Source organism: Staphylococcus sp. HMSC034G07 (assembly GCF_001835975.1).
GTDB lineage: Bacteria > Bacillota > Bacilli > Staphylococcales > Staphylococcaceae > Staphylococcus > Staphylococcus ureilyticus.
This window is the reverse complement of the sequence record NZ_KV826593.1, coordinates 393,722-408,330: the sequence shown is the minus strand read 5'-3', so window position 1 is coordinate 408,330 and position 14,609 is coordinate 393,722. Positions and strand designations below refer to the sequence as shown.

Sequence of the window (14,609 nt, the reverse complement as noted above, 5' to 3'; positions counted from 1 at the left end):
CTTATTGTAATAATTGTTGCAACACAATTGCTTGGTTATGTTGCTCATCTTTTGCACCATATAGCAAAATGACATCTTGCTTACTGTTAGCAATAATATCTTGCAATTCATTAAAAGCTTCTTGTTGTTCCTCATTTTCACGTAATTCTTTCTCGTATTTTTCTTTAAATGCAGCATAAAGTTGAGGATCGTGATTGAACCATTTTCTTAACTCGGATGTAGGTGCAATATTTTTTAGCCAATGGTCTAAATTGGCCTGATCTTTTGATATACCTCTTGGCCAAACACGGTCTACAAGTACACGAACGCCTTCTTTAAGTGGTTTTTCATAAATGCGTTGTATTTGAATAGTCATAAAATACTCCTTTAATTTGAATTATTTCAATTATTTTTCTATAGCCTAAAATTTAATATTAAAAACATCAGAGGTCTCAGAGGTCATATATTCTACCTTAAAGGGTATAGATAAATATAATGCTGAAAAGGAGATTTTAACTATGACGAATTTTGATCAAGTACAACCACCCGAACAATTTAAATACCGTAGTAATGCAGTGCTTATTAAAAATTATTATGAATTCACTTGTGATAATCGAATATATTTCAGTCAAACAGCACACAAAGATTTAGCAAATCAACATTATAAGTTCGATATTGAAATTTTATCTGAAATAGACGATACCGGATTGGCATTAGATTTTAATGAAGTAGATAAAATATATAATCAAAAAATCGCAACTTATTTGGATGGTCAACTCGTTAATGAAACATTGCCATCAATGAATACAACTGCTGAAAATATTGCCTTTTGGATATGGGAACAATTTGAGCAACACTTGCCAGAGCAAAATACACTACAAAAGCTAGAATTTTTTGAGAATGCAACACAAGGTTTAGTATTGACGCGTGAATTCATGGACGAAAAATAAGGTATGTTAATAACACGGTTTCATCAATAATACGCATGTACTAGAGTATGTTAAATTTTAGCGACAACAAGGTTTAATATCGTTTTGAATAGCAACCAAAGTATACGGATAGACAAGTTCATGCAATAGATATGAATGTCTGTCCGTATTTTGTGTGCAATTTTTGTGATTTGTAAGCATACTGTAGAGTTGGAAAATTTTGAGAATATACTTAACTACATTTTTAATTTGAAATGGAAAATTTTACACAAATAAATATTCTGAAAATTGCGATAATATGGTATATTTTATTTATCACAACATAGGAGGCACACAATGATCAAAGTAAGTCCGAAACAATTTATTAATAATGTATTATCTGGAGTAGCAATTGCAATTGTTGCTGGGCTCATACCTAATGCTATTTTAGGTGAGGTGTTTAAGCTTTTAGCGCCGAAACATGCCATTTTTGAATCTTTACTACAGGTTGTTTTAGGTATTCAATTTACAGTTCCACTATTGGTAGGTGCTTTGATTGCAATGCGCTTTAGTTTAACGCCTTTAGCGACCGCTGTAGTTGCTAGTTCAGCTTTTGTTGGCAGTGGTGTTGCGCAATTTAAAGATGGCGTATGGGTACTTGCTGGAGTAGGAGACTTAATTAATACAATGATTACAGCAGCAATTGCAGTATTTTTTATATTGGTAATTGGTGAACGTTTTGGTAGTCTCACATTGATTATTTTACCAACCATCGTTGGTGTAATTTCAGGTTTGATTGGTTTGACGTTATTACCATACATACAATTAATTACGACTGGTATCGGTAACTTAGTTAATACATTTACAGAATTACAACCTATCATCATGTCAATGCTTATTGCACTTGTCTTTAGTTTCATCATCATTTCACCAATTTCTACAGTGGCTACAGCATTAGCTATTGGTATTAGTGGTTTAGCAGCAGGTTCAGCCTCATTAGGTATCGTAGCATGTGAAGGAGTTCTCGTGGCAGGTACGATGAAAATAAATCGATCAGGTGTACCTATCACAATATTTTTAGGTGGTGTAAAAATGATGATTCCTAATATGGTTCGACATCCTATCATTTTATTACCTATCTTTACCAATGCGCTAATCACTGGTTTTTTTGGTGCATTGCTAGGTATTGCAGGTACCAAAGAATCTGCAGGTTTTGGTATCATTGGACTCGTTGGGCCAATCAGTGCATTTAGACATATGGAAGCGCCGTTACTACTTAATCTATTATATGTATTTATCGCTTTTTTTGTCGTTCCGTTTATGATAGGTTTCTTAATCCATATGTTCTATATGAAAGTTTTGAAATTATATAATAAGGAAGTATTTAAATTTTTAGCATAAAATAAGCAGATATATGCTTGATTAATGTAATATATTGAAAATACGTATAGTTAAAATGTAAGAGAAAACATTAAAAAAGGCCTCAAATCAAAGGTCTTTTTTAATTTTGTACAAAAAAATTTGCAAGTTTGACCCCAATATATAAAAAAGATATCGAAATATATTATTACAGTTATGTAACAAAACGGTTGTTTGTAATTTTTCAGACAATATAAAAAATGAAGTGGTTCAAGTGAAAATACTTTTTTTATGCCAGTATTCATAAATCGTATGAGCAATAATAATTATTTGAGAACGTTGTATAAAATGATTACAAAAGATTGCAATGTTACAAATCAGAATAATTTTTGTAAAGTTTTGTTATGTAAGTGTAATATGTTTGATAAAAATATGTGGTATATTAACTATGGTCAAAAAACAAAACATAAAATTTAAAGAATTTTAGCAAATACGACAAAAAAATTATCGAAAATATATTTTATTAGAAATTAAATTTGGAGGATTTATTTTATTATGAAAAAATCAATTTTAGCTTCATCATTAGCAGTAGCATTAGGCGTAACAGGATATGCAGCAGCATCTGACAACAATCAAGCTCACGCTTCAGAACAAAACATCGACAAAGCACATTTAGCAGAATTAGCATTAAATGATTCAGCTGAATTAAATCAAAAACCATTACACGCTGGTGCGTATAACTATAATTTTGTACTAGATGGTAACGAGTTTAATTTTACATCAGACGGTAATACATGGTCATGGGAATACCATGCAGTTGGTGCACAAGCTTCAACACCTAACACTACACAAGATGTAAGTTCAGAAGTTAGTGTTAATACAAATGAAAAATCTGCAAGTGAAGTACGTTCGCAACAATCATATGCTGCTCCAGCAGCAGTAGAAGCACCAAAAGCTTCAGCAACTACAAATGTTAGAACAGCACAAACAAGTGCAGCTACGCAAACATATAAAACAGCTCAAGCATCAGCAGCTTCAACTGGTGGATCAGTTAAAGCACAATTCTTAGCGGCTGGTGGATCAGAAGCTATGTGGAATTCAATTGTAATGCCTGAATCAAGTGGTAATCCAAATGCGGTTAACCCAGCAGGATATAGAGGTTTAGGCCAAACTAAAGAATCATGGGGTACTGGTTCAGTAGCAGATCAAACTAAAGGTATGTTAAACTATGCTAAACAACGTTACGGTTCTGAAGCAGCAGCATTAGAATTCCGTAAAAACCACGGTTGGTGGTAAAATCTATAACGCTGAACGAGTTCTGTTTGGTGATATAGATAAAGAGTGACTCAAGCGAGTCACTCTTTTTTATATTGACATGTTAGAATATTCTGATAAAATTAATATTAATTTAATTATAAAGTAACTTATCCAGAGAAGTGGAGGGACTTGACCCGTTGAAACTTCAGCAACAGACTTATCTATTATCATAAGTACTGTGCTACATTCAACAAGTAAAATACTTGATAGATAAGTGTCATGTGAGAGCTATATGTCACTTAAGGGGCATATAGTTTTTTATTTTAAGGAGGACTTTTAATGGTAATATCAGATCGATTATCACAAATTCCGGATAGTTACTTTGGCAAAACGATGGGGCGTAAAATAGAGCCTGGTCCTTTGCCATTGATTAATATGGCAGTAGGTATACCTGATGGTGCAACGCCTAAAGGTATTCTTGATTGTTACGCAGAAGCCATCTATAAACCAGAAAATCAAAAATATGTCGCTTTTCATGGGAAAGAAACATTTAAGCAAGCAATCGTGGATTTTTATAAAAGACAATATGAGGTTGAATTAGATAAGGATGAAGAAGTTTGTATCTTATATGGTACGAAAAACGGCTTAGTCGCTTTGCCTACATGCATCGTTAATCCAGGGGAAAATGTGCTGCTTCCTGATCCAGGTTATACAGATTATTTAGCAGGTGTATTATTGGCAGATGCTAAGCCACAACCACTTGTGTTAAAGCCACCTTATTATTTGCCACAATGGCATACGATAGATAAAGATGTCTTATTGAATACGCGCTTAGTTTATCTAACTTATCCAAATAATCCTACAGGTTCAGTTGCTACAAAAGATGTGTTTGATAAAGCAATTAAACAATTTCAAGGCACAAAAACTAAAATTGTTCATGATTTTGCCTACAGTGCATTTGGTTTTGATTATAAAAATCCAAGTATTTTACAATCAAAGGGTGCTAAAAACTTAGCAATAGAAGTTTTCTCTTTATCAAAAGGATATAATATGTCAGGTTTTAGAGTTGGTTTTGCTGTAGGAAACAAAGATATGATACAAGCATTGAAAAAATATCAAACACATACGCACGCTGGTATGTTTGGTGCACTGCAAGATGCGGCTACCTTTGCTTTAAATCACTATGATGATTTCCTCTTGAGTCAAAATGAAATATTTAAAGTTCGTAGAGATAAGTTCACTGCTAAATTGAATGCAGTGGGAATCCCTTTTGAACCGATGAATGGTGGCATATTTTTATGGTTGAAAACCCCTAAACATTATGATGGTGAAACATTTGAAACGTATTTATTAAAAGAAAAATCCATTTTGGTTGCGCCAGGTGTTCCATTTGGTGAACATGGGCGGCACTATGTACGTATTTCATTAGCAGTGGATGATGATAGCTTAATGGAAGCCGCAGAACGCATTCAATCATTAAAACATTTATATGAAGCAGATTAGGAGTGAAACGATTAATGAAAAGCATTAAACTTTTTGGTGTCAGAGAAGAAGATATCCCTTTTATTAATGAATGGTCAGAAAAAAATCAGGTTTTAGTAGATTTAGATAGTGACATTTTATCTTTGGAAACGGTAGATCGTGTCAAAGGTTTTGATGGGGTGTCATTGTCACAACAAATTGAATTAGATGAAACAGTATATAAAAAATTACATGATTATGGCATTAAGCAAATTGCTCAGAGAAGTGCTGGATTTGATAGTTACAATCTTGAGTTAGCTAAGCAATATGAACTAGTTATAACCAACGTACCTTCATATTCTCCAAATTCAATCGCTGAATATACCGTATCCCAAGCATTAAATTTAATTAGAAATTTTAATGATATACAAAATAAAACTGCAACATATGATTTTAGATGGCAACCAAGTATTTTGTCACGTTCTATAAAAGATTTAAAAGTTGCAGTTATTGGTACAGGTCGTATTGGTTCCATTGTTGGTAAAATTTTTGCAGAAGGTTTTGGTTCAGAAGTAGTAGCATATGATATTGAACCTCAAATTTCATGCGAAGCGTATTTGACATATCAGGAAAGCATGAGTGAAGCAATTAAAGACGCGGATATTGTCACTGTACATATCCCAGCGACAAAGGATAATACATATTTGTTTAATGAGACAGTATTTACAGAAATGAAAACTGGTGCCGTGTTTATTAATTGTGCGCGCGGTACGATTGTTGATACAAAAGCGCTTATAGATGCATTGAATAGTGGGAAATTAAAAGGAGCAGCATTAGACACTTATGAAGGTGAGAAAGGCTTATTCCCAAGTGATCAACGCAATACACAATTGGATGATGCAGTATTAGTTGAATTGATAGAGCGACAAGATGTCATTCTATCTCCACATATTGCTTTTTATACAGATGCAGCTGTGAAAAATCTTATTGTGGATGCGCTAGATGCAACATTAGAAGTAATATATACAGGGGATAGTAAACTTCGCGTTAATTAAATAGGTAATATAAAAACAGGGCTAAGACGTTTGATTTCGTCTCAGCCCTTATTTTATAAATGTACAGGTTATTTAGCATCATAACCTTGATCTTCGATAGCATCTTTCATGCTTGTCATTGTAACTTTATTGTCGTCAAAATTGACTTCAACATTACCAGCCTCAAGGTTTACATCAGCTGTTGATACGCCATTTAGATTCGTCAGCGCAGATTCTACTGCATGCTTACAATGATCGCAGCTCATGCCATCAACTTTAATTGTTTCTGTTGCCATAAGAATCACCTCCTTAAATTAAGGATATTTATTATTAGTATTATTACAAAATTGAGTTATAATTTCATTCGTTTTAATCTAAGCGAATTGGTTACTACACTTACGGAGCTTAATGCCATAGCTGCGCCAGCTACCCATGGTGCAAGTAAACCTAAAGCGGCAATAGGGATACCGGCAACGTTATAGCCGAACGCCCAAAATAAGTTTTGTCTGATATTGCTTATCGTTGAATTACTAGCTTTGATTGCTTTAGGAATTAATAATAATTCTCCGCCTAAAATAGTGACATCCGCTGCTTCTATTGCTACTTCTGTACCTGTACCAATAGCAATACCAATATCGGCTTGAACTAATGCTGGTGCGTCATTAACGCCATCTCCAACCATAGCTACAATTTTATTATTATCTTGTAGTTCAGCGATTTTTGAAGCTTTTTCTTCTGGTAATACTTCTGAAATTACAGCGTCTATACCTACTTGTTTAGCAATCGCTTGTGCTGTTCGTGCATTATCTCCTGTAAGCATTGTTACGGAAATACCTAATTCGTGTAGTTGTTGTATTGCTTCCTCGGCAGAGTCTTTGACTGTATCAGCGACTGCAATCACACCTTGCAGTGATTGATTAATAGCAATGAGCATAGCCGTTTTACCTTCGTATTCATATTTAACTAAATTATCTTCATACATTGAAACATCTATATGCGCATCTTTCATGAATTTACGTGTGCCAACAAATACGTCTTGGTTATGAATCATTGCTTGAATACCGTGTCCAGGTACGGCTTCAAAAGCAGATGTTTCTAATAAGTCGATGTTTTTTTCATTTGCATAATTGACGATTGCTTCAGCTAATGGGTGTTCAGAATCTTTTTCTGCGCTAGCTAATAGTTGTAGGGTTTCATTATTACCCTCAAAATCAGTCACAATTGGTTTACCGTTTGTGATTGTTCCTGTTTTATCTAGAACAACTGTATCGACTTGGTGCGTACGTTCTATGTGCTCGCCGCCTTTAAATAAAATACCATTTTCAGCAGCCTTACCAGTACCCACCATAATTGAAGTGGGTGTTGCGAGGCCCAATGCACATGGGCAAGCGATCACTAATACAGCGATTGCTGCTACAAGCGCAGGTTCAAATTGGCCCGTTTGAACAAAAGCAATCCAAATGATAAATGTGAGTATAGCAATGCCTACGACAATAGGAACAAAGTAACCAGAAATCGTATCAGCTAAACGTTGTATAGGCGCTTTTGAACCTTGAGCGTCTTCAACTACTTTAATAATAGAAGATAAAGCAGTGTCTTTTCCTACTTTTGTTGCTTCTATTGTAATCGTACCGTTTTTATTCATTGTTGATCCTATCACATTATCGTTTAATGTTTTTTCAACAGGGATAGATTCACCGGTTAACATAGATTCATCTATCGCAGTCATACCTTTAATTATTTGACCATCAACTGGTATTTTTTCTCCTGGTTTTACTTGTATATAATCTCCCACAACAACTTCACTGAGTGGCACCATCTGTGTTTTACCATTTCTGATTATACGTGCTTCTTTGGCTTGTAAGCTTAACAATTCACTTAAAGCATTGGTAGTTTGTGTTTTGGCACGACTTTCTAAATATTTACCAAATAAGATAAGTGTTATTAATACGGCACTCGTTTCAAAATACAAATGAGGTGTATCATTTGTATTGCTCAACCATTTTATCATTTCATAAATACTGTAAAAGAATGCTGCGCTCGTACCTAAAGCAACTAATACGTCCATATTGGCTGAGCCATTTCGTAGATTTTTATAAGCGCCTACATAAAATTGCCAACCAATTATAAATTGAACAGGTGTAGCTAATATGAATTGAAACCAGGGATTCATTAAGAAACTCGGTAATGGTAGTCCGAATAAATGGACAAACATCGTCAATAATAAAGGTAAAGAAAGGATGGCTGAAATGATTAATTTGTTTCGTTTCCCTTTTAATTCTTGAGCTTTGCGTGAATTCTTTTCTGAAGGAGCTGCTTTGGTTTTTGCATCATAGCCGATGTTTTGTATTTTCTTTATCAATTCATCTATAGATGTCACTTCTGGATTATAATTTATCGTTGCATTTTCGGTTGTGAGATTGACGTTGGCTTGTTCAACACCGTCAGTGCGATTAAGAACTTTTTCAATACGATTTGAACATGCAGCGCAAGTCATACCGATGACATCTAAATCAGCTTTTTCAGTGACAACATCATAACCTGTATCTTTAATTTTTTGAGTTAAAGCATCGATTGAAGTATGATCTGAATTATATTCAATCGTTGCTTTCTCGGTTGTGACATTGACATTTGCTGTGACATCTTCCATTTTATTTAAATTCTTTTCGATACGGTTTGCACACGCGGCACAAGTCATGCCCGTAATGCCTAGTGTCGTTTTTTTGTTGTTACTCATCTCAGTGACTGCCTCCTTTTGTTTTATAGATTTATAACGAAACGCTATTTGTATGTCATCTGTTAAATTTAATATACCCCCTACAGGTATAAAAGTCAATGTGTTTGTTTGAAACAAAATAAGCTAACATCAGTATGTATGTAACAAGTGATGTTAGCTTATGATTTAAATCAAAGTTATATTAGATGTTGCTGCTGATTGACTTTGCTGAGTTCAGAAACAATTTTACGGCTGTCTTTATTAAGATGTTTTACATAAATCATATTATTTTTCTTTTTATAATTTTCTATTAAAGTATCTATTGCATTGACAGCTGAATCATCCCATAGATGTGCTTGGCTAAAATCGAGATAAATTGTTTGATCTCTTATTTCTAAATCTAATTGATTCATTAAAGAATCGATAGAGACAAAGAAAATTTGTCCTTTAACTTTATAATAGACGTGATGATTTTGTTCCTCATATTGGACAGAAACATTGGATATCTTTGTAGCAAAACATAATGCACTGATGATAACACCAACAATGACGCCAAGCGCTAGATTACTTGTGAACAAAACGATAACGACCGTTAATATCATCACAAATGCATCAGAACGTGGGGCTTTTTGAATAAATTTAAATGATCCCCAGTTAAATGTACCTACCGAAACCATCACCATGATGCCTGCTAAAATTGGCATTGGAATTTCAACAACCCAGTCACCAAAGACCATAATTAAGATAATTAAAAATACACCCGCTGTAAATGTGGAAAGTCGTGTGGTTGCACCTGAGCGCACATTAATAACCGACTGTCCAATCATAGCACAACCTCCCATTGCACCGAAAAAGCCTGTGATAAAGTTTGCGATACCTTGTCCACGAGCTTCTTGATTCTTGTTGCTATAACTATCGGTTGCCTGATCGACGATGCGTGAGGTTAATAAGCTTTCTACAAGACCTACGATTGCCATTGATATGGCATAGGGAAATATAATTTTAAAAGTCTCCATATTAAATGGTACATTTGGGATTATTAATTGCGGTAAGCTTTTTTTAATTTCGCCTAAATCTCCAACCGTTTTAACGTCTGCCCCGGTAACTAAATATGCGATTGTTAATACGACGATAGCAATTAATGGTGCAGGTATACGATTGAACACACGAGGTAATAAATAAATGATTAATAGTGTGATAATGACAAATAAGTATGTAGGCATGGAGATACCAAAGATATGTTTAAGTTGTGTCATAAATATCATTATAGCTAATGCGTTCACAAACCCAATCATTACAGAATTTGGAATAAATTTCATAAGTCTACCTATTTTCAACAACCCAAAGATGATTTGAATGATTCCCATTAAAATGGTGGCAGCAAGTAAATATTGAATACCATGATCTCGAACTAATGGCACAATAACTAAAGCAACAGCACCAGTAGCAGCTGATATCATTGCGGGTCTACCCCCAACTAATGAAATGACAACAGCGATGATAAACGAGGCATATAATCCAACCATTGGATCTACACCTGCAATGATAGAGAATGAGATTGCTTCAGGAATTAACGCAAGTGCTACAACAATACCTGCTAATATATTTGTACCTGGTGCAGTGAGCCATTCTTTCTTTAATTTATTTAGCATAAACTGTGCTCCTTTATTAAAAGTCAATTTTAATAGTATAGCACATAGCATAAAAAAAGTTTATAGTACTTTATGACAAAAAAAATTTAAAAAAATATAATTTATTACGAAATAAACATGTGACAGTTTTGTAATTTGAAAATATGTATTTGTTAGTAAAATCAAACGAGAAAATAAAGTGAATTCGCTATGATACAAATATAAATAAAAGTAAAGTGATTGAAGGAGTGTAACACATGTCTATTCTTAAAGTAGAAGGATTAACTAAAAATTATGGTAATAAACATAGAAAACAAGAAGTACTCAAAGGCATAGATTTTGCAATAGAAAAAGGTGAATTTGTGACGATTATGGGGCCATCAGGCTCTGGAAAAACGACATTGCTTAATGTGATTAGTTCCATAGATTATATAACGAGTGGTACTGTTGAAATTAATGGTCATCAAATTAATAAAATGAGTAATAAAGCATTAGCAGACTTTCGTAAAAAAGAAATAGGTTTTATTTTCCAAAATTATAGTGTGCTTAATACATTAACTGTTAAAGAAAATATAATGTTACCACTATCTATTCAAAAATTATCTAAACAAGAAAAAGAGCAAAATTATAACGAAGTCACGCAAGCATTAGGTATTAGTCAACTGGGCCATAAATATCCAAATGAGATATCTGGAGGACAACAACAACGTACTGCTGCGGCAAGGGCTTCAGTACACAAACCTGCTATTATTTTTGCAGATGAACCAACGGGTGCCTTAGATTCAAAAAGTGCACAAGACTTACTAAACCGTTTGGAAGAGTTAAATCAAAAGACGAATGCTACCATCGTAATGGTCACTCACGACCCCGTTGCAGCTAGTTATTCAAATCGTGTCATTATGCTAAAAGATGGTGATATACATTCAGAAATATATCAAGGTGAGGATAGTAATCAAGCATTTTATAAAAACATCATTCACATGCAAACTGCCTTAGGTGGTGTGGCAAATGAATTTTAATCAAATCGTTATCAAGAATTTAAGGAAAAACGTTAGACATTATGCCATGTATTTATTTTCCTTAATTGTCAGTATCGTTTTATATTTTAGTTTTGTAACTTTAAAATATACAAATAGTATTAATAATGAGCAATCATTAAAGACAATTCAAAAAGGTTCAGAAATTGGCGCAGTATTTTTATTCTTTATAATTGTTATATTTTTAATGTATGCAAACCAACTATTTATTAAGCGTAGAACGCGTGAATTTGCGCTGTATCAATTGATTGGTTTAACAAGAAACAACATCATGAGAATGTTAGTCATTGAGCAAGCGATGATGCTTTTATTAACTGGCGTTATCGGAATGATTATCGGCATATTTGGTTCGAAATTGCTGCTGATGATCGTGCTCAAAATATTAGACATCAATATGAGCGTATCGTTATCGTTCCAATTGCCAGCAGTCATACAAACATTGATGCTTATTGTGGTGTCATTTGTACTCATACTCATACAAAGCTTTATCTTTTTACGTAAGCGTAGTATTTTAATGATGATGAATGACAATGCACGCACAGAAGCAACCAAATCTCAAATCACTGTGATCGAAGTGATCTTCGGTGTGTTAGGTATTGTGATGATTGGTGTAGGATATTATATCTCAACAGAAATGTTTGGTAAGTTTCTCAATATGGTTATCTATTCACCATTTATCATTTTATTTTTAACGGTGTTAGGGGCATATTTATTTTTCCGTAGTTCCGTTTCGCTTATATTTAAAACGTTAAAACGTTCAAAAAAAGGCAATGTGTCAATCACTGACGTTGTGTTTACATCATCTATCATGCACAGAATGAAGAAAAATGCATTATCATTAACAATCATTGCAACTATTTCAGCGGTAACCGTAACGGTATTATGTTTTGGTGCAATTAGTAAATCAACGATGGATGAAAATACAAAGTTAATGGCACCTCATGACTTAAATTTTAAAGATAGTAAACAAGCAAAACAATTTGAAAGTAAATTACAAAAAGCACACATTGAAGTAAAGAAAGACTATAAAGAAGTGACACGTGGCGATATATTAAATGATCAAGTATTTCAAAAATCAAATATGGGTAATATGAAAACCTTGTTTGTTACGAGCAATCAATACTTTAATGATAAAGCAGTTTCTGGAAATAAAGCTAAATTGATTAACTTAGCAGCTGGTACTGGAATAGTAAAATATGATTTAAATAAAGAGATTCAGTTAAAAAATAGTCATACGGAAACATTCAAGGTGATTGGCGACAGTAATAAAGCGACATTTATGAGCGAAGTAAGTTATGGTGGTCCAGTATTATTAGTAAGCTCGGATAAATATGAGCAAATCAAGCAAGAAGGTAAAGAAACGAATAAACAATACGGTTATGATTTGAAACATCATACAGATTTGACAAAAGCAACGAAAATTGCACAATCTATTGAACCGAGTATCCAATCACAAGGTGTGATAAAACAAGAAATGAATGAAAGTGTCGGCATTTTACTATTTGTCACTTCATTTTTAGGTTTGGCATTTTTAGTGGCAGCAGGATGTATTATTTATATTAAACAAATGGATGAGACTGAAGATGAAATCCCGAACTTTCGCATTTTAAGAAAAATTGGTTATACTCATCAGGATATGTTGAAAGGACTAGGGTTAAAAGTAATTTTCAACTTTGGCTTACCTTTAGTTGTGTCACTGATGCATGCTTACTTTGCAGCAAAAGCTTTTATGGGTATTTATAATGCGACAAGTATGACACCAGTTTATGTTGTCATGATAGTATATTCAATTGTGTATTGTATATTTGCAATTATGTCTTTTATACATTCAAGCCGAATTGTAAAACATTCAATTTAAAAAATAAAACATTCTATAAATAAGCTTAAATAAAATGCTGTGAATGAAGTTATAAACATATAACATGATTCACAGCATTTTTAGTTTATGTATCGGGTTTTTTTAAATATGTTTGTCGTTGTCTATTCGTGGTATGTAGTACACGACACAATGATTACACATGGGGGTATAATGATGAATTTATTAGAATTTCATAAGCAAATTAAAGGTTATACACAAAACAAACAACCAGGTATTCAAAAAGAGATGAATCCACAGCCTATAACAGAGATGGAAGGTTATAAAAGCGGTGGCAAATTAACGGGCAAGGTTGCTCTGATTACTGGCGGTGATTCTGGCATTGGGTGTTCTGTAGCGATGCTATTTGCAAGAGAAGGTGCAAATGTTGCTATTGGCTATTATGATGAACATGAAGATGCTCAAAAAGTAGTGGATGATTTGAAAAGAATAGGTGTAAAAGCTAAAGCCTATGCACATGATTTAAAGGTAGTGTCAGACGCTCAAGCATTAATTGATAAAGTGGTTAAAGACTTTGGAGGTTTAAACATTTTAGTAAATAATGGTGGCGTTCAATTTCCACAGGATAGTTTTCAAGAAATTACGCCAGAGCAAGTGAAAGAAACGTTTGAAACTAATATTTTTGGCATGATGTTTTTATCTCAAGCAGCAGCGCCACATTTAGCAGACGGTGATGCCATTATCAATACTACAAGTGTAACAGCATATAGAGGATCAGCGCATCTTATTGATTATTCAGCAACCAAAGGGGCAATTGTAGCGTTTACAAGATCTTTAGCGACAAGTTTGATAGAACGGGGCGTACGTGTAAATGCTGTTGCACCTGGTCCGATATATACACCTTTAATACCTGCTACATTTTCAGAAGAAAAAGTAGCACATCAAGGTGGAGAAACGCCAATGGGGCGTCGAGGACAACCCGCAGAACTAGCACCGTCGTATGTATTTTTAGCGTCTTATGCAGATAGTTCTTACATTACAGGACAAGTCATTCATGTAAATGGCGGTGATTATATTACTTCTTAAGCATAGTGTGTAGCTTGATTATTATGGACTAACGAAATAACAACTTACTGCAACTTTGATAGTAAAGCTTACTCTATAAAATTAGTAATGAATGTAGGGTGTGTCTTGTTTTAAAGTTAATTGAAATATTTGATTTAGCATTATCATTTTGTAGCTCTTAAGGGGATAGACTTTGATTATGCTTCTATATTAATTAGTAGTAAAAAACACTTTCATATCAATTCATGTAAAAGCATGAATTGAACGAAAGTGTTTTGTTATATTTTATAGCAATTGTAAAATCCTTTGAAAGATGAAAGTGCTTTTGCAATGTTTGTAAAGTTTT

12 protein-coding genes and 1 riboswitch are annotated in these 14,609 nt (G+C 33.7%); of the genes, 8 read left to right on the top strand and 4 right to left on the bottom strand.

Features of this window, described 5'->3' with window-relative positions; all coding sequences use genetic code 11:
- Position 1: 1 nt before the first annotated feature.
- Complete coding sequence (locus HMPREF2586_RS03160) at positions 2 to 355, bottom strand: DUF488 domain-containing protein (protein ID WP_046206713.1); 354 nt, start codon at positions 353 to 355, stop codon at positions 2 to 4.
- Between the two features lie 142 nt (positions 356 to 497).
- Between HMPREF2586_RS03160 and HMPREF2586_RS03155 the strand changes: the two genes are divergently transcribed.
- From HMPREF2586_RS03155 to HMPREF2586_RS03135, 5 genes are all read left to right on the top strand, one after another.
- The gene (locus tag HMPREF2586_RS03155; RefSeq protein WP_046206714.1) at positions 498 to 929 is read left to right on the top strand and encodes a 6-pyruvoyl trahydropterin synthase family protein; all 432 of its coding nucleotides are present in this window, start codon (positions 498 to 500) and stop codon (positions 927 to 929) included.
- Positions 930 to 1,244: 315 nt separating this feature from the next.
- A complete protein-coding gene (locus HMPREF2586_RS03150; RefSeq protein ID WP_046206715.1) occupies positions 1,245 to 2,288 on the top strand; it encodes a PTS sugar transporter subunit IIC in 1,044 nt (347 codons plus the stop codon).
- A 513-nt stretch (positions 2,289 to 2,801) separates the two neighbouring features.
- The gene (locus HMPREF2586_RS03145; protein WP_070658010.1) at positions 2,802 to 3,542 is read left to right on the top strand and encodes an aggregation-promoting factor C-terminal-like domain-containing protein; all 741 of its coding nucleotides are present in this window, start codon (positions 2,802 to 2,804) and stop codon (positions 3,540 to 3,542) included.
- A gap of 125 nt (positions 3,543 to 3,667) precedes the next feature.
- Positions 3,668 to 3,780, top strand: a riboswitch (SAM riboswitch).
- Between the two features lie 62 nt (positions 3,781 to 3,842).
- On the top strand, positions 3,843 to 5,006 hold the full coding sequence (locus HMPREF2586_RS03140) for an aminotransferase class I/II-fold pyridoxal phosphate-dependent enzyme (RefSeq protein WP_070658009.1): 1,164 nt from the start codon (positions 3,843 to 3,845) through the stop codon (positions 5,004 to 5,006).
- Between the two features lie 14 nt (positions 5,007 to 5,020).
- Complete coding sequence (locus HMPREF2586_RS03135) at positions 5,021 to 6,019, top strand: D-lactate dehydrogenase (RefSeq protein ID WP_046206718.1); 999 nt, start codon at positions 5,021 to 5,023, stop codon at positions 6,017 to 6,019.
- A 68-nt stretch (positions 6,020 to 6,087) separates the two neighbouring features.
- Here HMPREF2586_RS03135 and copZ read toward each other — a convergent pair whose 3' ends face one another.
- The 3 genes from copZ to HMPREF2586_RS03120 form a co-directional block, all read right to left on the bottom strand.
- Positions 6,088 to 6,294, bottom strand: a complete 207-nt coding sequence (copZ, locus tag HMPREF2586_RS03130; protein WP_046206719.1) for a copper chaperone CopZ — start codon at positions 6,292 to 6,294, stop codon at positions 6,088 to 6,090.
- 56 nt (positions 6,295 to 6,350) lie between these two features.
- Positions 6,351 to 8,735, bottom strand: a complete 2,385-nt coding sequence (locus HMPREF2586_RS03125) for a heavy metal translocating P-type ATPase (protein ID WP_070812631.1) — start codon at positions 8,733 to 8,735, stop codon at positions 6,351 to 6,353.
- Between the two features lie 176 nt (positions 8,736 to 8,911).
- Positions 8,912 to 10,366, bottom strand: a complete 1,455-nt coding sequence (locus HMPREF2586_RS03120) for a SulP family inorganic anion transporter (RefSeq protein WP_064209231.1) — start codon at positions 10,364 to 10,366, stop codon at positions 8,912 to 8,914.
- Positions 10,367 to 10,602: 236 nt separating this feature from the next.
- Here HMPREF2586_RS03120 and HMPREF2586_RS03115 point away from each other — a divergent pair, with 236 nt between their 5' ends.
- The 3 genes from HMPREF2586_RS03115 to HMPREF2586_RS03105 all read left to right on the top strand — a co-directional run bounded on the left by HMPREF2586_RS03115 (position 10,603) and on the right by HMPREF2586_RS03105 (position 14,284).
- The gene (locus HMPREF2586_RS03115) at positions 10,603 to 11,364 is read left to right on the top strand and encodes an ABC transporter ATP-binding protein (RefSeq protein ID WP_046206722.1); all 762 of its coding nucleotides are present in this window, start codon (positions 10,603 to 10,605) and stop codon (positions 11,362 to 11,364) included.
- The gene (locus tag HMPREF2586_RS03110) at positions 11,354 to 13,240 is read left to right on the top strand and encodes an FtsX-like permease family protein (protein ID WP_070658006.1); all 1,887 of its coding nucleotides are present in this window, start codon (positions 11,354 to 11,356) and stop codon (positions 13,238 to 13,240) included. The genes HMPREF2586_RS03115 and HMPREF2586_RS03110 overlap by 11 nt, the downstream gene beginning before the upstream one ends.
- 174 nt (positions 13,241 to 13,414) lie before the next feature.
- On the top strand, positions 13,415 to 14,284 hold the full coding sequence (locus HMPREF2586_RS03105) for an SDR family oxidoreductase (protein WP_070658005.1): 870 nt from the start codon (positions 13,415 to 13,417) through the stop codon (positions 14,282 to 14,284).
- Positions 14,285 to 14,609: the final 325 nt, after the last annotated feature.